Genomic DNA, 18,957 nt, shown 5'->3' on the forward strand with positions numbered 1-18,957 from the left:
GCTATTTGACACCCAGCGAATTTGAGGAAAAGTGGAGGAAGGAATTGTAGGATGTCTCAGATTGATACATGTCAGTCTAGACTTGCTATCATCTGATTTTACTGTCCAAATTCAGGGGTTCACTTCACACTTTCAAGACCGGTGAGTTTGCAGTTCTATTTCAGCAGGCTTCAAACACGATCGATCTCATTTTCAAAGACGGCATCAATTGGCAAGTGTTTTACCAGACTTTTCAAAGCCTTTGCAGTCAATACGCTGACAATAATTTGTCTATTCAGGCTATCGAAAGAAAACAAGGTAGGGCTTTTGTTATTCGCTTAGAAGGAGCTGAAGGTGCTGATAAGCCAGCTATAGAAAGCAGTGCGAAAGAAATCTATGAAACCAAATTAGCGTTCATTGAGGAACGCTACCGAGCTGAACTACAAACCAAAGACGGCGAGATTGTCGCTTACCGAGAACAGAGTGCAAATTTGATGAAGATAACTGAGATGTTAGCTGCGAGGCCCCCTATGTCTGAAAGTCCTAAGTATGATTTTCGTGGTGCTCAATTTGCTGGTGGTTATATCGGCGGCAATGTTGAAGGTGACCAAACTGGCGGGACCATTAACAACTATGGTTCCAGCGCTGCGGATATTACTCGTTTAATTACGGCTCTCCGAGAGCATGCCCAGGCTTTCCCTGATGAGCAAAAGGATGACGTCCTCGATACGCTGGATGATTTAGAGGGTGACCTGGCTAAGGCAGAGCCGGACCCAGGCCGTATTGGTCGGCGTTTGAAACGATTGGCTGCGATCGCAACTGCCCTCACCATTGATACTACAGGTTTTGCTGCTGACCTAGCCCAACTAGCTGAAACCCTAAATGTGCCACTACCCACAATCCAAGTAGAACAAGCCCAGCCAGAGCAATTACCACCAAGTAATTAGGCTAATCAACATTTTCATTGAGCGATTATGGCGTTCTGTTAAATTAAATCCCCCAGCACTGTGACCTGAGATCTATGGGCCAAAAACGGGCATTCAAAGCGAGTGCAAAAAGGCTAACTCAGGCTGGAGAGGATTGATGCTAATAAGAACTCGGCCAAAGGTAGAACCGGATGAAATGCCGAATCCCTGTTCTGGGGGAACGATTGAGCGTCCGGCACTGCGTTACTTCGGTGGAAAGTGGCGATTGGCTCCATGGATTTTGCAGCATTTTCCAGAGCATCGGATCTACTGTGAGCCGTATGCGGGCGCTTTTAGTGTTGGCTTACGCAAGCGCCCAGCTGCTGTAGATGTACTTAACGAGCGCAATCTGGGGGTGACGAATTTCTTTGAGGTTTTGAAAGATTGGCCACAGGAATTAATCGCAGCGCTGAATGCGTCGCCTAAAACACGGGATGAGTTCAAACGATGCATGGTAATCGAAGGAAATGCTTTCGAGCGAGCGAGGCGTTTCTATCTCTTTTGTCAGATGAGTTTTAGCAATGGGGGCGGGCGCTGGAGCAGTGGCACGAGTGAGGAACGATTGCGCCTGGTGCAAAGCCAGGACTGTGATTATCTGATGGCCGTTTCTCAACGGTTGGCAAATGTACAAATCACGCATGATTTAGCTGAGGTTGCGATCGCAGTATACGACAGTCCAGAAACACTGTTCTATATTGATCCGCCCTATGTGCAGAGTACGCGCGGCAGTAAGGACACACGCCACATTAATGGAGCCCCCAGACGGCAGTATGCCTATGAAATGGATGATGACGGCCATCGGCATCTAGCTGAGCAGCTACATGATGCGCAGGGGATGGTGGTACTCAGCGGCTATGAATCTGCTCTTTACGCTGAGCTGTATCCAGGCTGGCGCTGTGTCAAGAAACAAATCCAGACTAGTCAGGGGTTACGGACAGAATGCCTTTGGCTTAAGCCCACTGCAGGTGAACGGATTTATGTGCCTTTATCCTTTGGCAACAAGTGTGTTTGGGCTCCTAGCTTAGTTAGATCTGACGGTTTGATTGAGATTCACGCTCATACAAACGGGGAGCCGATCACGGCGTACCACCTCTGGAATGCTGTGACATCAAAAAACTGTCGACAGCAGCCTCCGACTACAGCAACGTCGGTAATCACTGACAGCAGTAAGTCTAAGCACAGAAAGCATAATCAGAAAGGGCAAGCTAGCGGCTGGCTGGAGACTCGCACTGGCAATCGAAAACGGAAGACGCCGAGTATCAGCTACTACTATCGGTGGGATTCTCCCCAGGGTCGGATTACCGAGTACGTAAGTACTTCAAAACTGTCTGAAGTGTCCCGAATGCTGGCGGAGAACTGCCCAGCGCTGGAGATATTGAGATATGTGGTGAAGGGCAAGAAAAAGCTTTCAAAATCAGTTCAGAGCTTATTAGGTAATAGTAGAACTGGAGGAGTGTAGACAGCTTTTTTAGATTCTATCCAGAACAAACAGAATTATTTTTGTTAATTACCTACGGATTTATTGCCATTCATAATTAATATTATGAGAAAACTTTTTTTCTGGTGATTCACAGAATCTTTACCAGAATTCGGGGAAATGGCTGTGACTTTTTTTTCTCAGAGCTTTTCATAATATGGGAGCTGAGAAAAGAAACTTTTTCCATGACTGAGCAGAATTCTACCGTTGAGCACCAGATTCGTCCGACTGTTTTGCAGGACCAGCTTGGTATTAAAAAGGATGATTACTATGCTTATCTGAAGCATTTGGGTATCACGGCTGAGAAGGATTCTACGGGTAAGGCATTTCTAAATTCTGAGCAGGAAAATTTAATCTGATCGCTCCGTAAGCATGTGGTTGCTGGTGGAAAGATTGAGGCTTTTGAGGTTGATGAGCAACCGGCGGCGCTGGCTGTTGCCGATGGTGGCGAATTGGGACAGGTCACTGAGCAAACCGTTGAGGAAATCAATCCAGCCCAGGGGTTAGATATGGAAGCGCTGTATCTGGAGGCTTCTGAGCTTGCGGCTCAGCGGCTCACGGCAGGGCAACAGGTGGTGATGGCGATGGCTAGCCGCATGACCTATGAGGATTTGCATCCTACCGCTAAGGCTAAGGTTGACCATGTGCGGACGGTCACTGTCCCAAAGTTCAATGCTCAGGAGGTGGCGGAAAACCTTCTGAATCAATGCCGCCAGCAGATGCAGGTGGCTTAGGGCAGACAACCGAGGGGTTTAAGCATGTGTGCGCTGCTATCGATTCGGGTAGCAGCGTTTTGGTACTGGCTGAGTTGGGCATGGTGGGGACGATGCCCCAGGACCTGGCCAAGCATTATGGGGGTGAGTATGAGATCGCAACCGCTATTTATAAGGGCAGTGGTAAGAAGTTTTTCGTCTCCATAGCTGAACAGTTAGATATCCCAACGACTGAGCCGAGGTACAACAAGGAGGGTGAGCCAGTTGGTGAAAAGGCAATGACCATGGATGCGCTCAAGGATGAAATCGCTGAAAATATTGGCTCTCAGACGTTGCTGATTTTCCCTGAGGCAAAGCGGTTGACGACGGGGGTGAGGTATTGGTTGGAGGATGCGATCTCAAATGGCGTAAAGGTCATCTGCTTTGCAGCGGCGAATCCTGGCCGGGATATTTTCTTGGAGATGCTGGAGGTTGAGTTAGAGCTGCCCAGCGATAAGTTGATCCGCGAGACGATGCAGGCCGAGGCGGAGCGGATGGGGTTGCAGTTGAGTCGGTCTCGGTTGGCGGAGCTGCAGCCGTTGGCCGGACGGAATCCGATGCTGGCGCGTAAGGTGATCCGTAATGAGCGGCTTGGATTGAATCGTGGGGCTAGTCCTCAGCACACTCAGTATGTGGTGATTATGCCGATTCTGATCGCCTGTTTGATGGCGTTTGGGGTGGTGCGATTTATTGGAATGGGAACGCGGAATAAGAGTTTGTATATCTTTGGTGGTGTGGCATTGATTGCGGGGATGACGTTGAAGCAGGTTGGTCAGGTGCGAGGTGCGAGGAAGCGGTTAGGACAATAAGACACACTCTCATGTTTCTCAAATTTCTGATTAAAAAGTAAAGACTATCTGGTGTGTTTTTCGGTTTCCGGGTTGATGCCTAGTCGTTCGCAGTCGCGATTGCTGTCTAAGAATTTGAGAAAAAAGGATTTTGGGAGAGTTGTACGGCATAGTTTGGCCATCTCAAGACCACCACCACTTCCTCCAACTTTAGCTCCGCTAAGGTTAGCGTTACTGAGATTTGCGTCGAACAGGAAAGCATCTCTAAGGTCTGCACCTCTGAGGTCTGCATAGCTAAGGTTAGCTTCCATTAGCCCAGTGTCTCTGAGTTTGGCATAGACCAGGCTGGCATTACTTAGGTCTGCTCCACCGAGTTTAGAACCGCTCAGGTCTGCCCCACTGAGTTTAGTCCCGCTCAGGTTAATGCCACGAAGATTAGCATTGCGAAGATTGGCAAATTCTAGGTTGATATCGCTGAATTGAGCCTTGCCAGTGTCTAAGAATACGAAATTTATCCCACTGAGATCGGCATGGCTTAGATTAAATATGGTTTTGCCCAAAATATCAACGTCTAACAAAAACTGGATGACAGCTTCTTTTCTCACTGGATCATCTTTAAGTCTTCGAAGGATAGATAATGTTCTAGCACGAATGACATCCATAGCAGTCGTTACTAACTCCCGTTCTTCATCTGTTGGGATGGGATGCTTGACCTGTAGATTTTTATAAGGGGCGATGGTAACTAATGTTTTGGGATTCTCATAAACTCTCGTTGATATTGCTAATAGGTTTTTTTCTATTATCAAAGATGACAAGCGGTCATAGTAGGTTTGTAAAATCTCCTCTTTTTCATTATCGGCAATACGCTTTTGTTCCTTCCGTTGGTAGTAAATACCAAGTACCGCAATGGATAATGGCACTCCCAGTAAACTGAGCCAGTCCCAAAGTGTTTTTCCTGGTTCTGATGTTGCAATGGAAACAATGTCTCCGCTCTTATCCCTTTTGATGCCAATTTCTATTGCGTCTCCCTTTCCAAATCCAGTCCAATCAGCCCAGTTATCTACGATTACCATCACTACTAAAACCTGGATGCTAATTGCAATAAGGCCAAAGATAATTGGTGTTCGATGTTTATTTATAAAATCCTGAAACTTTTCCTCAAGAAACTCTCCCAGGAAAAATAGCCTTACCAGTACTTCTGCAAACAGTTTTCCAAACATTGTTATCCTTGCTCAAAGCCATATATTTCTATCTGTAGCATTACTTCTATTTGTGTTGTAGGCATGTAGGTGTGAATGAAAACCGGAGCATAGCAACACGGAAAAATTGTTTAGCTACCAGTTGCTAGATTTTTACTATCAGCCGTCACTTATTGCAATATCGCAACTCCCTCAATCCCAACCTAACCCTCATCCCTGGGCAACTTAGGGCTGTCCCACACCGACTGCGACGATGGAGCCCTACGACGATTAAGATCGACTATCCCGAGTGGATGAGTGACGCAGAAAAACAGGCGATGGACGATAGCTCAACGCTCTGTTGGAGCATCGTCAGTTTGCCAGTGAAGCGAAAATGAACCAGGCGATTCAGGAAGCGGTGAAAACGCTGGGTATGGCTCTACATTTTGCCCCGTCACCAGCGCCGCTCTGGCTAGAGCGGTTGCCGTTGATTATCAGTGCGATGATTTTGGTGGTGGGGCTTTCCTGGCGCTATGGTTTAGGCCAATGATGGCGATTACCCATGCTGCGTTGGCAAAGCCTCTCCCCTGGAGAATCGCAACCGCAGGCGTATCCCTATTCCTAGGTACAGCGGCTCCTCTACCGTTAGGGTTGGCAGTATTAGGCTCTCAGCTGCCCGATATCGATACCACCACCAGTCTGATCGGCCAAATCTGCTTTCCCATCAGCTCATGGATTGAAGACCGCTATCCCCATCGATCCATCACCCATTCCTTAGTGGCCACGGTCACGCTCACTGCGATATCCCTAGGAATAGGGTTTGCGCTAGGGGCAATAAAACCATGGCTAGCGTTGCCATTGGGTCATGTGTTGGCCTGCTTTGCCGATTGCTTCACCCGTCAAGGAGTCCAGCTATTTTGGCCGGTTCCAGTGTGGGCTATCAGCATTGGCAATCCTAAACGCAGAATCTGTACAGGTGGCCCCGGTGAATATTGGGTACTCTCCATTGCCATCGCGATTTTGGTCACTGGCCTATGGCTGGCAGGTGCAGGTAGTGTGCAAACCCAGGTAAATCAAGGTTTGGGACTGCGAGATGGTGCGATCGCAACCTATAACCATAATGCAGCCACCGCCGAGGTGTATGCCGATATTATCGGCGTATGGAGTCATGACCGTACAGACGCCACTGGCAGCCATTTGATTCTCGGCAATGAAGGCTCGGAATTTATCGTCACAGATGGTCAAGGTGTTTATAAAACAGGTGAAAGTATCATTGCTGAAAAGCTCACGACTAAGGCAGGTGAACTAATACAGCGATCAACAAAGACTCTCACACTGAATGATCAAGACATAGCTACAGCGTTGGGAAATCTGATGAATTCCTATCCTGGTAACAGCATTTATCTCAGCGGTTCGATTGTTGTTGATTTTCCAGAGGAGATCCAGATTGTTAGCGACGGGCGGCAGCTGGAAACCATAGCCGTATCTGGTGAATCCGTGACTCTTATTATCACCTTAGGAAATAGGCGTCCCCTGAGCGGAGTCGAAGGGGGCGCTGGTTGGGGTGTAGCTTCGACTTCGCTCAGCTAGCAGAACATATTGAGCATCCAACTATCTAGACAGCCAACCATTCAAATAGCCGACTAAACCTTCTCCACCCGCCAGGATGTTGCGCGACAAGCTAGAATCCAGGCCGAGCTAGATACCTACGGCCATCTAAAACAGCGCCGCCTGGAAGGGGGCCAATCTTGAACGTCAACCGCGATACCCACGGCATCATTACTAACAAAGACTTAAACGCCCAGGGATAGGTCCGTTAGCATAGACCCACACCCCACAAACTAACCCCATGACCAGCATCACCCTCAACCTTCCTGACACCGCCTTCTCGGCCCTACGCAAAACACCTGACGAATTTGCCCAAGAAATGCGTATCGCTGCCGCTGTCAAATGGTACGAACTGGAACAAGTTTCCCAAGGCAAAGCTGCCGAAATCGCAGGATTAACCCGTGCTGACTTTATCCAGGCACTTTCCCGCTATCAGGTATCCCCGTTTCAGTACACCGAAGCTGACTTAAGCCAAGAACTCAGTAATGCCGATTAAACACGTCATCATTAATGCATCTCCTCTGATTACCCTCTACAAAAGCCAGCTCGCTGACCTATTGCCTCAGCTATTCGGTCAGGTAAGCGTCCCTCCTGCTGTATGGCGTGAAGTAACCGCTTGCAAAAACGACATTGCAGCCCAAAGCTTACCTCAAGCGACTTGGGCTAATCGACTGGAAACCATCACTATTGCCCCAAAAGTATCGGCTTGGGATCTGGGAGCTGGTGAGTCAGAAGTCCTCAGCTATGCCCTGGCCCATTCTGATTACACCGCCCTCCTCGATGACGCCGCCGCTCGTCGCTGTGCTGTAAGCCTCAAAATTCCCACACTGGGAACAGGCGGAATAATCGTACTTGCCAAACGCAGAGGCATTATTCCATCTGTTGCAGAACCGATTCAATCTTTGCAAAATGCTGGCCTATGGCTTTCTGAGAGTTTAGTCCAGTTGCTCAAACAACAAGCTGGTGAATAAGGTTTATCGATGATGTCCCTTTCTGAAATTAATCGAATCGGCTACGAAGCCCTAGTCAACGCCCTAGGCTTTGACGGCATGATTCGATTTCTGCGCCAATTTGACACTGGCTCCGGTGACTATACCCAAACCCGCCATCAACTGCTGGATAACTTCACCGTTGATGACATCTTTAACCAAATCGAGCAACGACGCAGTCAGGACAGCGGCATGTCTGGTTCGTAAGACTCAGCACTGCTACACAATAGTTCTCAAACCGCTATGGCAATCCCAAAACTAACGGTATCCTAGAGCCAAAGCCAACTTACGTCACGATGAAGCTGCTCGAACTAAAAAAACGAGTTTGGAACGCCTGGACCCGGTTTAACGAGGCCAGTGGTGTGGTGACGCAGTCCAAAAACTACGTTCAAGACGTCAAACAATTTGGGGACCGTCGCTATAAAGTCACCTGGATTAAGGCATTAGCTCATTTCTCTGCCCAGGTCAGCTACGAAAGCTGTTTAGATGCCTACATGCTGGTATTAAACAGTTTTAATTTCACCCCAGACCGTTGGGACTACGAATCTCGTGCCGGTATTCTAGATGCGTTTTTGATGTATCCCGATGGTCTAGAGCTAATCAAAACAGGATTAGAACAACTTTTAGGATTTACACCCCAGGAACAGAACGAAGCCCATGGCTTTTTTGAATTGGTGGAAGAACGAGGCACCCAACCAGGAAGAGACCGCCTCCCAATTAGATTTGAGCGGAAACTCACAGGCGCTTATTCCGCCGCGTAAGCGGGTGGATGGGGCCCTGGTAAATCGGCGGTTTAATAAGTCGTTACAAGCTATCTTGTTGTATTCGTGGGGGAGTAGGAAACCTATGGAATATTCCTAGCAGACGTCCTCCAAAAACAGGCTGGCTGATGATTGGTGGAACACTGCTTGTTGGATTACTATCCCTAGGATTTTTTGCAGGCGCTATGCATTTTGGAATCATTTACTCTGCTGAACACACATCTCTTGCGAGTGTTCGTAGCTGTCTCTTTTGAGGATATAACACCTTTATTTTATCAGCCATTATTGGGGCGTATACCTGTTTCTCAGCGATGCGAGCGCGTCAATAAACTCTTTTCACAACAGTAGCTCTAGTCATGATTAAAATTAATCATCAGGTCCAGATACAAGAGTTGCAACAGGTGATGCGCTATATTTTGGCAGCAGCGAACAACGCTCTGGTCATCTAAATACAAAGATAGGGCGTCATGATACTTCGCAACAATTTTCTGTCAAGTTATGTCAATCAACAAAAATATGTCAGCATCCAATTTAATGACAGAGGAATTATTGAAAATTAGCGGTTGCTAAATAGCGATTGCCTCCTTATGCGACCACACCATTCTAACGTTAGTTATCAAACTAAAGAAAATATTTATTCAACTCATGTTTAATTTTACATTAGATATCTTAAATGAATTCATATACGACATAATTAGTGGAAGAAGTGCTGACAATAAAAACACATCCATTCGAACTTTGATATCTCTATATGACTCAATCAAACATATTGAAGTCAAATCAGAAAAATTACTCCTAGTATTTGAAAAATATAGCAAATCGCCTCAAAATAATTTTGACGTTTCTATGCTCAGGGTAGCAATTCGAAATTTTTCATCGGTGACATGTGACTTTTCTGAACGCTTTCGAAGAGTTGAGAGATCGCTGCCACTCTCTGCTACAGAATTAACTAAAACCTTTCGAAATATTGGTCATAAAACAGTTACTTGTAGAAGTTTAATAGAAATCACAACTCCTGATATTTGCTTTGATAGTTCATTACCTTTAGCACAGCAAAAGTATCTATTTAGGGCATTAGACTACGCAAAGTATAACTTCTCTACCCATAAGGTTCAGCAACAATGGAGTGAGTTGCTGACACAAGCAAGAGCAGAAAAGAAACCGCTTTGGAAGTTAGATGATGAAGCCTCAAAAGAGGTTAATCAACAAAAATGGACAAGTGAGTCACGCACATACTCACGGTATGAAGGTACACAAAGAGATAACACGATGCGTTACGTCGTTCCCTTGGTGAAAATTAATGAGAATGTAGTAAGAACCGTATTCGGCTTCAAGATTTTAAGTTTTACTGATATTGAGAAATTAAACCAAGAAATTCAAACTGGGAGAGAAGGATTAGAAAGTTTACGAATAAGAATAAAAGAATTAGAATATTTTCTGTCAGAGAACTACAGCATATCCGATTTTTTCTGATACTTTTTTGTAGACGGTAGTGGATAAGCCACATTTGCTAGCGGCACGGCTGTCGGAACCGGCGCTGCGGTTTATTGCGTTGCGGGATGTAGTGGTGCCGTTTTAGGGGTGGGGGGTGCATCGCACTTCCCAAAGGCCTTCTGTCCACTTAAGCAGCCGCTGTATAGAAAGGTGATGGTAGTACAGGGTAAACCTTGAAAACATGTCGAAAGACTTTCTCTGCAGTTTCCTTAACCTCGTCGTCGGTATAGCTATCAACAGGTAGGCCAGTCTTATCACTCCACAGAAAATCTTCATTCGCAAATACGGCAATCGCCTCTACAGCGAATACCTCCAATGGCTAGAAGGCCAACACCAAACCCAGCAAAAGTTAGAACCCATCAACCCAGAACCCGAAACCCCAGACCAGCGCCTGCAACGTTACCAAATGCTCTGGCAAAGTCCCACCTGCCGCAAAGGCGTCCGCACCGCCATCCAAAATCACCCCGAATGGCATCTAGAAATCGGCCCTGATGGTCCACGGTTCCAGCAGTCCAAGACCCAAGCCCCATAAAATCCCGTTATCATTTGAAAGCCACATATATCAAGACAACCGACCAGGCCAGTGCTGCGGAGTATCCCATGAATACCCAGCTGATCGACTCCCTCATCCAAGTCATTGAATCCCTCACCCCCGAGGAAAACAAGCTGCTGCGCACCAAACTCCATGCCCGCACCATTCAACAAACACCTGGCGTCTGTGGCGGCCAAGCCCGCATCCGCAACACCCGCATCCCCGTCTGGACTCTCGTCTCCTTCCATAAACAAGGAGCCGACACCGAAGAACTCCTACGCAACTACCCCAGCCTTATCCCTGCAGACCTCGACGCCGCCTGGGCCTACTATCAAGAAAACCAAAACGAAATCGACCAAATTATCCAGGACGACCTAGTCCATGGTTGATCTCTACTCCAACGAAAACTTCCCCATCGACATGGTGGTCCTCCTCCGCAATCTCGGCTACGACGTCCTCACCTCCTACGACGCAGACCAAGCCAACCAAGGCATACCCGACGCAGACGTCCTCACCTACGCCACCAAAAATAATAGACAATCCTGTAATGGAACCATCAAGAATGCTTGTTCGTCTTTCCATACAGTTGCTATTTACTGCAAAACAATGCAAAGACTAATAAAGTTTGGCCTAGCTGCTCTTGGAGTAGCTACGGCTAGTGGTTTTTCAACTCAAGCTCAAGCAGGCGTAATTTTTGATAATGGCGTGTTGGGTGATAATGGCTTCCTCGACAGGGGGAGTGTAACTAATGCGCTAATAAGCGATTTTAATTTTGGCCTTTCAGCAGCCGATGATTTCCGCTTAAGTGACGGCAACAACATTATTACGGATATTCATTGGTTTGGCATCTACAATGAAATTCCAGAAGTAGATAACTTTACGATTGAAATCTATGAGGAGGATGCGGCCCCTGGACCTACCCCCTTCTTTTCACTCAATCTCGGTGATGTGGGACGACAACAAGAGACTGAACTGAGTTGTTGCGGTCTAGCCGGCTTTGATCCTGTATTCAAGTATTCGGCTAGGATTCCAGCTTTAGAACTCACCCCGAATGATACTTACTGGCTTTCGATTAGAAATGTGAATTGGGCCTGGTCTTCTCCCTTTGGTATCCCTGGAAATGCTCATAGCCGACGGGACGGTAAGGAGTGGGTAAATAGTGGTTCAGAAGCAGCTTTTTTCCTGACCGATGATTTTGTGGAGGACGGCCCTACGTCTGTTCCCGAGCCTCTCGGTTTAGTTGGCATGACAATTTTGCCGTTATTAGGGCTGAGCCTGAAACGTCAAAAGTGAGTAAGGTTTCTGTTTCTGAAGACTGCTCAGAATTAATGATGTAATTCGCAGTATATGCCAGAAAATGGGGGACATCGCCGCCACCAGGGGCGTTGGCTCATAAAGGAATAAACAGCATTTCGAAGGAGATGTGTTGCTCTTCGCTAAGCGTTTCTTGATGGCTCTGTTGCTTCATTGGCCACGCAGTTAGTTTTTGCTCTACTTATATTGCTCTACTTATATTTTATCGAGAAGACATCATCGATACTTTCGATGCTGGCAAATTGTGCGGGTAAACGACGCAATCGGAAAAAACAATCCAATACCGCAGAGGATCGGTAAAAGCGATTTTTATTCGCTAGCACGGGGTATGCCTAGACAAGAATGAGATCGCTCAATGACGGCTGGCACTGTTTAGCACGCTACAAGCCATAACAGCAATCCTTAAATTCCAGTCAATACCTAGCAAGCTACCCATCTAAAGCAGTGAGCCTGGCTTGCCACGATGTTGCACGTCAATCCATAGCCTTGATGCAAATTTCTAACAAAATCATTTTTGTCAAGCTAATTTGCAATTTGTAATAATCTGCGTTACATTGGTTTACATAAGAACAGCCACTTAAAGGACATCGCATTATGTACACCACCATTAACGAATCCGGGCAGCTCAATAACTACGCCACAGAGCCTGAAATGTACCTAGCTTCCTATCCCGCACCTGAGCAACAGCGTCGTTACATGCTCCAGGGGGGTATAGCCGTCTTACTGATCAGCGTACTGATGCTGACTGCACTAGGCGTTAGCTAGATCACGTAAACAGTATTGATAGTCAACGTGTGATTGATAGTCAACGCTTGACTACTTCACGACACACTTTCAAGTAAGGAGACAAAATTATGTTTGGTATCTTATTAGCTGTCATTATTGTTGGTTGGGTAGCCGCATCCATTATTGGAACCCAAGCCTACTTCTTCGGAGAGCAGTCTAAGCCTATCCACGAACGCAACTGGAACTCTGAAGGCTTTGAGAATCTGGCCAAACTGGTCACCGGTCGGGAAACTGATTTCAACGAACGTGTTTATCAATTTGGTGGTGATGCTTACACTAGCAAAGCTGCTAACAGCTAATTATGCTAATTTCAAGTTTCACTAAAGTTTAGTTTGAAGGGCATTAGCAAACAGGAGATTTCCTGGGCTAATGTCCTAACTTTTTACAGAATGTCAAACAACCTTTAATTTATGATCTGAGGTAGTCGCCTTGGAGCAATGACATTGTAGAAAAAGTGAGCCTGGCTAGTCTTATTCCTTGGACTCACTACAGTGAGTATTCTGATTAGCCATAAGGTTAAGCAAGGATATTAGGTCTCTACAGAAGTTCTTCTAACTGGCCCAGAACAACCTGTCACAGAAATTCCTCAACGATTCGTAGAGTTTGTCTACGGTGAGAGAATGGCATTACTTTTATCAACAATGCCCCTATTCAACTTGAGCTAAGTCAAGACAGTAGACATTGGGAAGGGATGGTACGCCCTGATGATCAAGGCCTTCTGGTAATGGCTGACAAGCTTTCCGAGACTATTCTTGGCTTTGTTGCCATGCCCCCTGTGGAGGAGTAATAGTCGCGATATACAGGAGCGCAGGTATCACAGAGCGGGGGCAGTGCGGAGAGGTGGCGACAAACATTATCGGGCGTGGCTCATGCTGGGAGTTAAGCATCGGGCAATGACTGTTCGCCCTTCGTGACCATGAACGCGCTCTACCATGGCAACACTCTCATACCAAAATGTAGAGCCGTGGGGGTCAAGCCAGTGGAGCATCACCCAACGATCAAACTCAAACCCTACAGCCACTAAGCCTGTACCACTGATACCGCTCCAGTCTTCATTACGCTGTAGATAGAACGTTCTCGCATAGCCGGCTGTGGTTAAAGGGGCATCCATTGTTTCAACAGTTCGCCCAGGACGTTTATCCTGCATTGCCTTAAAGATTTCAAAGCTAGGAAACACCCCATGACTATGACAAAGACCAAACCAGCTGAGGGCAAACTGACCTGACGGTAATTTTACCCCTGCTGCTATGGGTCTATTGTCCTGGAACACTTGAACGTACTCTAGATGCTGCATACGGATAGTGCACTCCGAACTCATATCAGATTCACAAACTAGGACAGCAACACTGGCTACCCCAGTTCGTCCCAAAATGCCCATAAAGCGTCAAAACATAACAACTTGATATGAATGAGAATCAAGCTTAAGCATTTCTTTCTACTGTGCTCAATCTAGTAGCTCTCTGAATGCTGGCTCAGAATTTATGGATTGGTACCCATAGTTCACAACATCGGGTATTGCTGAACGCTATAAATAGCAATAGCTATATGCGCAGCCCATGGCTGAAGAGAGTTTTAGCCAAAATAAAACGGTATAGCTTTAATAGCTACACCGTTTTAACTGAAGCTTTGGTCTCAGACTACAGCCTTTGACCTGAATCGGATTTTTCTATCTTAGGCAGCAACTTTTTCCTTGAATGCTTTACCTGCAGAGAAGGCAGGTACTGTTGTCGCGGGGATGGTCATAGTTTCACCAGTCTTGGGATTGCGACCTTCCCGCTGTTTGCGATCGCGAGGTTCAAAGCTACCGAACCCCACTAGGGTCACCTTATCACCGCCGGAAACAGCCTCCATAATGGAATCAATGGTTGCGGATACAACAGCATCTGCAACCTTCTTTGAAACACCGGCCTTTTCAGCCACAGTATCTAACAGTTCACCTTTGTTCATAGCAAGAGAAATCAATACTTCCAGGTATTTTTAGCACAGGTCCAAATCGAACACAAGTACTAAACCAACTAAAACGTCCATGATACAGAGGTTTCCGCATCATAAACGCCTTCGTTTTTTAAACTGAGCCTACATTAGCTCAAATTAAACCGGGGTTTTCTGTAAATCAGGTTTTTCTTCAGGTAATATCGCGCCTTCTACGGGGCAAACCTGCAGACAGATACCACAATCAATGCACACATCGAAGTCGATCCAGTACCAGTCAGTCCCTTTCTTATTTTTCTTGGGACCCTCGTGAATACAGGCTACAGGGCAGGCATCAACACAATCAGCAACGCCTTCACAAACGTCAGTAACAATAGAATGGGCCACGGCGCTCCTTGGAATAATTGTTCTTAAAAACGTACATCCATCCAGGCAACAGACTTGAAGGATCTACGGATAAATAGTTACATTTGTTTATCTTAAAGGGCGATTGGACTGAGTGCTGGGTGAGTTAGGGTTAATCGGTCAACTTCTCTACCTTGACATCCCCTTGAGCTGATACCCATGCAATATTGGCAACTCTACATTCGGTAGCAAATTGACGTAGCTGATCCTCGGGTAGGGATGGATCCAGGCTCAGCTCTACTCGGGTAAGGGTATCTGTCTGCCGCAGGGTTTGGGCATGGGTAATGGCAGCTGCGGCAGCTGAGTGGTTAATGGGAACCACTAGCCACTCACTCTCGGCCACTACAGCGGGTAAGTGTGGTTGCAGAATCTGTTGTAGGGTTTCACCATTGAGCACAAAGCCCACACCTGGATAGGACTTGTGGTCAGGGTGGAAGAGGCTCAGTAAGTTATCATAGCGACCCCCCTGACCTACCACTTCACAGGTATGCTCGGTGCGGACCACCGCTTCAAATACAACACCTGTGTAGTATTCAAAGGTTTGCATTAGGCTCAGATCGAGCACGAGCCGAGGCGGATTCTCTAGGGTGTTTTCCAACAGGTCAATCAGATTCTTTAGAGAGCTGACGCTCTGTCGTTGCTGAGCGCTGAGATCAAGCTGGCTAACTTTAGTCAGCACTGAACGGGGCTCCCCGCGTAAATCCATGATATTGAGGGCTAATGCCTTCAGATCATTGGATAGAGATAGGGTTTCTAAGGTGACCCGGTCTAGATTTGCGATCGCCACCTTCACCTGCTGCCGCACCCCAGGCGGAAACGGCTCTAGCAACGAGCTGGTTAAACTCGCTTCACTTAATAACAAATGCCAATGCTCCAGCCCTAATGCCTTCAGGCAATCGGCCATAATCAGCAAGACTTCTACATCGGCCAGGGAGCCGCTCGCGCCCAACAACTCTACCCCCGCCTGGTAAGCCTCGTGCTGCCCGCCCTGGCTACCCGTGGACGACCGTCGAAACACATTGGCATGGTAATAAAGCCGCTGGGGGTAGTTACTAATGCGGGTAACTGCAGCCCGAGCAATCGACGCTGTAAGCTCAGGTCGCAATCCCAATCGTTCACCTCGACTGTTGAGCTCGATCACTTCAGACTGTTGAATCGCACCGCCCGCCATCAGTGTATCCATGCTTTCAACGGTCGACGTAATAATCCGTTGATAGCTCCACCGTTGAAAAACGGCCTCAATACGATCTTCAATCCAGCGCTTTTGCGCTACATCTACCGGGAAGAGATCGCGTCCACCCGTGGGGGGTTGGTAGGTCATAGCTTTACTAGCTGCGGTTTCTGAGTGCTATACCAGCTTAAAGCTTTAAGGGGATGACAGACTAGCGCTCCAAACTACTTACGTTTCTTGCCGCCAAACAAACCACCAAACAGGCCACTGCCACCACTGGGCTTTTTAGGTCCCTTACTGGGGCGCTTACCAGTCGAAGGAGCATCCGGGGGAGGATTTCGCCTATTGTAGGTATCTAGTTTCTTTTTCACATCGGCGGCCATCTCGTTATCGGGTTCTAACTCTAGCGCTCGTTTAGCGTGGATACCGGCCATTGTGAGTTGCTTACTACGCATGTACATTCGTCCTAGCTCAGCATGGCATTTGGGATTTTGAGGATGGGCTTTAACGGCTTCTCTCAACTCAATGATTGCCCTTGAGAAATTTCCCTTATACTCAAACTCCTTCGCCCGGTTGATAAAGCTTTCAATCAGCTGGGCACGACGCTCACGGGAAGACATCACCGTTACTGAGCTTTCATCGTTGGCAGCCACTCCACCCTCTTGGGTGGGGGGCTGGGGGTCTTTACCCGCCTCAATTTGACCAGGAGCCCCCCCCTGGCGCATTACATAAATAGCGTTGAGTTCGCTAATCTCACCGATGGCATCAACGACATCCTCCAGGGACTCATACTGTTCAAGAGCCAACGGTTTTAGAGCATTACTATAGGCATATTCAATATTGTTACTACTGGCAACTTTCTTAAGGTGATCTGTGGAAAGTGCCAGCAAAGACGGCTGAGATTGAAGCTGCTGCCCCTTGAGTTTCAAACTCACCTTATGTTCCACTGAGGACTTTTCTTGACTGAGGACCTCATAGGCTGGGTTGACCAGCTTAGATAACAATTCGCTAGCCTGCTGCTTCTGTTCGTCAGTGGCAGTTCGCAAACTATCGGGGTGTAGCTTACGCGCAATCTTGAGATAACGCTTTCTCACCTGCTTCGCATCAGCATCTAGAGGCACCCCTAAAATTGCGTGGTGGTCGACTAGATCTAATTTGAATAGTCCGCGGTTTACCTGCATCTTTGCGATCGCTGTTTGTGACAACTTATTTTAGTTTATTCGTCTTGGCATTTAATACCTGTGATGGGATTGACGCCAAACATATGCAGATTGTGTCTAGAAAAACTCATAAATATGAAGATTAGAAATATGAAGGCATTATGCTGGCTTAAACTGCGGCAGTGGCTGTACCTTGGCCAATTCCTGAACAATCAGCTGGTGCAACGGGCCATTGGTAGCCACCAATCGACCGGAATAAATATCAAAGGGACTGCCATCATAGGCACTTAATTGTCCACCCGCTTCTTCCACTAGGACAGCGCCTGCTGCCAGGTCCCAGGGAGATAACCCCCGCTCCCAATAGCCATCCAAACACCCACAGGCCACATGGGCCAAATCAATGGATGCCGACCCTCCTCGACGCACACCCTGGGTGAGATGGGTTAAGTGACAGAATTCCGCATAGTTATTGTCACTAGTTTCTCTACGATCGTAGGCAAATCCGGTCACCAATAAACTGTCTGACAGCTGAGCCGTCGCCGATACTTGCATGGGCTGACGATTGTGGGTCGCACCCAATCCTTTGGCGGCCCGATAGAGGTCATTCAGAATTGGGTTATATACCACACCCACCGTGGGCACCCCAGCCACCAGCAAACCAATGGAAACCGCACACAGAGGGTATTGATGGGCATAGTTGGTGGTACCATCTAGCGGATCAATGGCCCAGAGAAAACGATTATCACACTGCCCAAGTTGACCAGACTCTTCGGCCAAAATGGCATGGTCAGGAAAATGACGTTTGATCACGTTCAGTACGTCTACTTCAGACGCCCGATCTGCTTCAGTCACCAGATCGCCGGACCGTCCTTTTTCTTGGACCGATGACAGATTGCCCCAATATTTCTGCAAAACAGCACCACCAGCCATGGCTGCTTCGGTGGCGACATCGAGAAAACGCCGCAAGTCTTCGGGGGCAGGGGTAGTGCTCATGGGTGGTTTTAGGAATTATGGGGTCGGGCTCTGATGCTCTAATGCGGCTCTTGGGAATCGATAAAGGCAGCGATGTCCGTCTTCGCTAATCATCGTCTAATGGCAAGCCAACCCGCACCTTACCTTTGCCAAAGTAACGGCCAAACTGCTGCTCATAGACTTCGTCTTCGTCTTGGGTTTCAACCTCTAGGTCGGTACGAGGATAGCTGACACAGAGAAGGGCATACCCTTTTTCTCGCAAAGCGGGAGATAGGCCCATGGCTTCTGGCTGATCCACTTCCCCGGACAAGATTCGCACAGCACAGGTAGTGCAAGCGCCATTCCGACAGGAAAAGGGGAGATCCACACCCTGATTTTCTGCTGTATGTAAGATGTAGTGATCGTCAGGCACTTGCGCTGTGTAATGGCAATTTTTCTGACGGTGATGGATAGAAATATTGTGAGTTTGGGTCATTGAACAAAAAAAGAAGCGGTGCCTTGCAATCGTCCCATGAAATACGTCCCACTTTCTGTTAGTATATTTTGGCTACAAGGAATTAATCCTCGTGGCCAAAATATCCCTGGAGAGATGGCCGAGTGGTCGAAGGCGCAGCACTGGAAATGCTGTAATGGGGTGACTCATTCGAGGGTTCGAATCCCTCTCTCTCCGTTGTCTAAATTTTATCTAAATTTG

General features: G+C 47.4%; 26 protein-coding genes and 1 tRNA gene. 17 read left to right on the forward strand and 10 right to left on the reverse strand.

Going from position 1 to position 18,957, the window contains the following annotated elements; all coding sequences use genetic code 11:
* Positions 1 to 266 precede the first annotated feature (266 nt).
* From QGP82_RS30600 to QGP82_RS30620, 5 genes are all read left to right on the forward strand, one after another.
* Complete coding sequence (locus QGP82_RS30600) at positions 267 to 926, forward strand: hypothetical protein (protein ID WP_499061900.1); 660 nt, start codon at positions 267 to 269, stop codon at positions 924 to 926.
* A 136-nt stretch (positions 927 to 1,062) separates the two neighbouring features.
* Positions 1,063 to 2,403 carry a DNA adenine methylase gene (locus tag QGP82_RS30605; RefSeq protein WP_499061901.1) on the forward strand — a complete coding sequence of 447 codons (1,341 nt, stop codon included), beginning with the start codon at positions 1,063 to 1,065 and terminating at the stop codon, positions 2,401 to 2,403.
* 203 nt (positions 2,404 to 2,606) lie between these two features.
* Positions 2,607 to 2,780 (forward strand): hypothetical protein, encoded by a 174-nt coding sequence (locus tag QGP82_RS30610; protein WP_250565883.1) that lies wholly within the window; start codon positions 2,607 to 2,609, stop codon positions 2,778 to 2,780.
* A gap of 15 nt (positions 2,781 to 2,795) precedes the next feature.
* Positions 2,796 to 3,155, forward strand: a complete 360-nt coding sequence (locus QGP82_RS30615; protein WP_499061902.1) for a hypothetical protein — start codon at positions 2,796 to 2,798, stop codon at positions 3,153 to 3,155.
* Positions 3,128 to 3,982, forward strand: coding sequence for a hypothetical protein (locus QGP82_RS30620; RefSeq protein WP_499061903.1), 855 nt, complete (start codon positions 3,128 to 3,130; stop codon positions 3,980 to 3,982). The genes QGP82_RS30615 and QGP82_RS30620 overlap by 28 nt, the downstream gene beginning before the upstream one ends.
* Before the next feature lie 44 nt (positions 3,983 to 4,026).
* Here the strand turns inward: QGP82_RS30620 and QGP82_RS30625 are convergent, their stop codons facing one another.
* Complete coding sequence (locus QGP82_RS30625) at positions 4,027 to 5,181, reverse strand: pentapeptide repeat-containing protein (protein WP_499061904.1); 1,155 nt, start codon at positions 5,179 to 5,181, stop codon at positions 4,027 to 4,029.
* A gap of 352 nt (positions 5,182 to 5,533) precedes the next feature.
* Between QGP82_RS30625 and QGP82_RS30630 the strand changes: the two genes are divergently transcribed.
* The 7 genes from QGP82_RS30630 to QGP82_RS30660 all read left to right on the forward strand — a co-directional run bounded on the left by QGP82_RS30630 (position 5,534) and on the right by QGP82_RS30660 (position 9,970).
* Entirely contained in the window at positions 5,534 to 5,689 is a 156-nt protein-coding gene (locus tag QGP82_RS30630; RefSeq protein WP_499061905.1) for a hypothetical protein, read from the forward strand.
* A complete protein-coding gene (locus QGP82_RS30635; RefSeq protein ID WP_499061906.1) occupies positions 5,686 to 6,729 on the forward strand; it encodes a metal-dependent hydrolase in 1,044 nt (347 codons plus the stop codon). The genes QGP82_RS30630 and QGP82_RS30635 overlap by 4 nt, the downstream gene beginning before the upstream one ends.
* 259 nt (positions 6,730 to 6,988) lie before the next feature.
* Positions 6,989 to 7,243 carry a UPF0175 family protein gene (locus QGP82_RS30640; protein WP_163665898.1) on the forward strand — a complete coding sequence of 85 codons (255 nt, stop codon included), beginning with the start codon at positions 6,989 to 6,991 and terminating at the stop codon, positions 7,241 to 7,243.
* The gene (locus tag QGP82_RS30645; protein WP_499061907.1) at positions 7,233 to 7,718 is read left to right on the forward strand and encodes a PIN domain-containing protein; all 486 of its coding nucleotides are present in this window, start codon (positions 7,233 to 7,235) and stop codon (positions 7,716 to 7,718) included. The genes QGP82_RS30640 and QGP82_RS30645 overlap by 11 nt, the downstream gene beginning before the upstream one ends.
* Before the next feature lie 9 nt (positions 7,719 to 7,727).
* Positions 7,728 to 7,943 carry a hypothetical protein gene (locus QGP82_RS30650; protein WP_499061908.1) on the forward strand — a complete coding sequence of 72 codons (216 nt, stop codon included), beginning with the start codon at positions 7,728 to 7,730 and terminating at the stop codon, positions 7,941 to 7,943.
* Positions 7,944 to 8,032: 89 nt separating this feature from the next.
* Entirely contained in the window at positions 8,033 to 8,497 is a 465-nt protein-coding gene (locus tag QGP82_RS30655; RefSeq protein ID WP_499061909.1) for a hypothetical protein, read from the forward strand.
* 645 nt (positions 8,498 to 9,142) lie between these two features.
* Positions 9,143 to 9,970, forward strand: coding sequence for a hypothetical protein (locus QGP82_RS30660; protein ID WP_499061911.1), 828 nt, complete (start codon positions 9,143 to 9,145; stop codon positions 9,968 to 9,970).
* Between the two features lie 148 nt (positions 9,971 to 10,118).
* On the opposite strand, the gene QGP82_RS30665 is transcribed toward QGP82_RS30660, so the two are convergent.
* Positions 10,119 to 10,307 (reverse strand): hypothetical protein, encoded by a 189-nt coding sequence (locus tag QGP82_RS30665; RefSeq protein ID WP_163696477.1) that lies wholly within the window; start codon positions 10,305 to 10,307, stop codon positions 10,119 to 10,121.
* Between the two features lie 43 nt (positions 10,308 to 10,350).
* Complete coding sequence (locus QGP82_RS30670) at positions 10,351 to 10,521, reverse strand: hypothetical protein (protein WP_163671299.1); 171 nt, start codon at positions 10,519 to 10,521, stop codon at positions 10,351 to 10,353.
* Positions 10,522 to 10,591: 70 nt separating this feature from the next.
* On the opposite strand from QGP82_RS30670, the gene QGP82_RS30675 reads away from it, so the two are divergent.
* The 4 genes from QGP82_RS30675 to QGP82_RS30690 all read left to right on the forward strand — a co-directional run bounded on the left by QGP82_RS30675 (position 10,592) and on the right by QGP82_RS30690 (position 12,922).
* Positions 10,592 to 10,912, forward strand: coding sequence for a DUF433 domain-containing protein (locus QGP82_RS30675; RefSeq protein WP_163671894.1), 321 nt, complete (start codon positions 10,592 to 10,594; stop codon positions 10,910 to 10,912).
* Positions 10,905 to 11,816 (forward strand): DUF5615 family PIN-like protein, encoded by a 912-nt coding sequence (locus tag QGP82_RS30680; RefSeq protein ID WP_431732041.1) that lies wholly within the window; start codon positions 10,905 to 10,907, stop codon positions 11,814 to 11,816. Before QGP82_RS30675 ends, QGP82_RS30680 begins: the two co-directional genes overlap by 8 nt.
* 615 nt (positions 11,817 to 12,431) lie before the next feature.
* Positions 12,432 to 12,602, forward strand: coding sequence for a photosystem II assembly protein Psb34 (psb34, locus tag QGP82_RS30685; RefSeq protein WP_163671300.1), 171 nt, complete (start codon positions 12,432 to 12,434; stop codon positions 12,600 to 12,602).
* Between the two features lie 89 nt (positions 12,603 to 12,691).
* Complete coding sequence (locus QGP82_RS30690; RefSeq protein ID WP_163671301.1) at positions 12,692 to 12,922, forward strand: photosystem II protein, Psb35-related; 231 nt, start codon at positions 12,692 to 12,694, stop codon at positions 12,920 to 12,922.
* A 554-nt stretch (positions 12,923 to 13,476) separates the two neighbouring features.
* Here QGP82_RS30690 and QGP82_RS30695 read toward each other — a convergent pair.
* The 7 genes from QGP82_RS30695 to QGP82_RS30725 all read right to left on the reverse strand — a co-directional run bounded on the left by QGP82_RS30695 (position 13,477) and on the right by QGP82_RS30725 (position 18,738).
* Entirely contained in the window at positions 13,477 to 13,941 is a 465-nt protein-coding gene (locus QGP82_RS30695) for a hypothetical protein (RefSeq protein ID WP_499061912.1), read from the reverse strand.
* A 353-nt stretch (positions 13,942 to 14,294) separates the two neighbouring features.
* The gene (locus QGP82_RS30700; RefSeq protein ID WP_431732058.1) at positions 14,295 to 14,582 is read right to left on the reverse strand and encodes an HU family DNA-binding protein; all 288 of its coding nucleotides are present in this window, start codon (positions 14,580 to 14,582) and stop codon (positions 14,295 to 14,297) included.
* A gap of 132 nt (positions 14,583 to 14,714) precedes the next feature.
* Positions 14,715 to 14,942 carry a ferredoxin family protein gene (locus QGP82_RS30705; protein ID WP_163671302.1) on the reverse strand — a complete coding sequence of 76 codons (228 nt, stop codon included), beginning with the start codon at positions 14,940 to 14,942 and terminating at the stop codon, positions 14,715 to 14,717.
* A gap of 130 nt (positions 14,943 to 15,072) precedes the next feature.
* Positions 15,073 to 16,281: an ATP phosphoribosyltransferase regulatory subunit gene (locus QGP82_RS30710; protein WP_499061913.1), complete on the reverse strand. Its 1,209-nt coding sequence runs from the start codon at positions 16,279 to 16,281 to the stop codon at positions 15,073 to 15,075.
* 74 nt (positions 16,282 to 16,355) lie between these two features.
* On the reverse strand, positions 16,356 to 17,312 hold the full coding sequence (locus QGP82_RS30715) for a J domain-containing protein (protein ID WP_499061914.1): 957 nt from the start codon (positions 17,310 to 17,312) through the stop codon (positions 16,356 to 16,358).
* Positions 17,313 to 17,450: 138 nt separating this feature from the next.
* Positions 17,451 to 18,284 (reverse strand): inositol monophosphatase family protein, encoded by an 834-nt coding sequence (locus tag QGP82_RS30720; RefSeq protein WP_499061915.1) that lies wholly within the window; start codon positions 18,282 to 18,284, stop codon positions 17,451 to 17,453.
* Positions 18,285 to 18,369: 85 nt separating this feature from the next.
* The gene (locus tag QGP82_RS30725; protein WP_006518716.1) at positions 18,370 to 18,738 is read right to left on the reverse strand and encodes a 2Fe-2S iron-sulfur cluster-binding protein; all 369 of its coding nucleotides are present in this window, start codon (positions 18,736 to 18,738) and stop codon (positions 18,370 to 18,372) included.
* A 108-nt stretch (positions 18,739 to 18,846) separates the two neighbouring features.
* Between QGP82_RS30725 and QGP82_RS30730 the strand changes: the two genes are divergently transcribed.
* Positions 18,847 to 18,933: transfer RNA gene (locus tag QGP82_RS30730), tRNA-Ser, on the forward strand.
* Positions 18,934 to 18,957 lie beyond the last annotated feature (24 nt).

Source organism: Leptothoe sp. LEGE 181152, assembly GCF_032906605.1.
Classification (GTDB): domain Bacteria; phylum Cyanobacteriota; class Cyanobacteriia; order Phormidesmidales; family Phormidesmidaceae; genus Leptothoe; species Leptothoe turfae.

Bases quoted from the DNA above. Each gene is read 5' to 3' on its own strand.
- QGP82_RS30605 (WP_499061901.1), top strand. From the start codon at position 1,063: ATGCTAATAAGAACTCGGCCAAAGGTAGAACCGGATGAAATGCCGAAT.
- QGP82_RS30645 (WP_499061907.1), top strand. From the start codon at position 7,233: ATGCCGATTAAACACGTCATCATTAATGCATCTCCTCTGATTACCCTC.
- QGP82_RS30675 (WP_163671894.1), top strand. From the start codon at position 10,592: ATGAATACCCAGCTGATCGACTCCCTCATCCAAGTCATTGAATCCCTC.
- QGP82_RS30720 (WP_499061915.1), bottom strand. From the start codon at position 18,284: ATGAGCACTACCCCTGCCCCCGAAGACTTGCGGCGTTTTCTCGATGTC.
- QGP82_RS30630 (WP_499061905.1), top strand. From the start codon at position 5,534: ATGAACCAGGCGATTCAGGAAGCGGTGAAAACGCTGGGTATGGCTCTA.
- QGP82_RS30725 (WP_006518716.1), bottom strand. From the start codon at position 18,738: ATGACCCAAACTCACAATATTTCTATCCATCACCGTCAGAAAAATTGC.
- QGP82_RS30680 (WP_431732041.1), top strand. From the start codon at position 10,905: ATGGTTGATCTCTACTCCAACGAAAACTTCCCCATCGACATGGTGGTC.
- QGP82_RS30610 (WP_250565883.1), top strand. From the start codon at position 2,607: ATGACTGAGCAGAATTCTACCGTTGAGCACCAGATTCGTCCGACTGTT.
- QGP82_RS30625 (WP_499061904.1), bottom strand. From the start codon at position 5,181: ATGTTTGGAAAACTGTTTGCAGAAGTACTGGTAAGGCTATTTTTCCTG.
- QGP82_RS30640 (WP_163665898.1), top strand. From the start codon at position 6,989: ATGACCAGCATCACCCTCAACCTTCCTGACACCGCCTTCTCGGCCCTA.
- QGP82_RS30690 (WP_163671301.1), top strand. From the start codon at position 12,692: ATGTTTGGTATCTTATTAGCTGTCATTATTGTTGGTTGGGTAGCCGCA.
- QGP82_RS30715 (WP_499061914.1), bottom strand. From the start codon at position 17,312: ATGCAGGTAAACCGCGGACTATTCAAATTAGATCTAGTCGACCACCAC.
- QGP82_RS30650 (WP_499061908.1), top strand. From the start codon at position 7,728: ATGATGTCCCTTTCTGAAATTAATCGAATCGGCTACGAAGCCCTAGTC.
- QGP82_RS30670 (WP_163671299.1), bottom strand. From the start codon at position 10,521: ATGGGGCTTGGGTCTTGGACTGCTGGAACCGTGGACCATCAGGGCCGA.
- psb34 (WP_163671300.1), top strand. From the start codon at position 12,432: ATGTACACCACCATTAACGAATCCGGGCAGCTCAATAACTACGCCACA.
- QGP82_RS30655 (WP_499061909.1), top strand. From the start codon at position 8,033: ATGAAGCTGCTCGAACTAAAAAAACGAGTTTGGAACGCCTGGACCCGG.
- QGP82_RS30635 (WP_499061906.1), top strand. From the start codon at position 5,686: ATGATGGCGATTACCCATGCTGCGTTGGCAAAGCCTCTCCCCTGGAGA.
- QGP82_RS30620 (WP_499061903.1), top strand. From the start codon at position 3,128: ATGCCGCCAGCAGATGCAGGTGGCTTAGGGCAGACAACCGAGGGGTTT.
- QGP82_RS30710 (WP_499061913.1), bottom strand. From the start codon at position 16,281: ATGACCTACCAACCCCCCACGGGTGGACGCGATCTCTTCCCGGTAGAT.
- QGP82_RS30660 (WP_499061911.1), top strand. From the start codon at position 9,143: ATGTTTAATTTTACATTAGATATCTTAAATGAATTCATATACGACATA.
- QGP82_RS30695 (WP_499061912.1), bottom strand. From the start codon at position 13,941: ATGAGTTCGGAGTGCACTATCCGTATGCAGCATCTAGAGTACGTTCAA.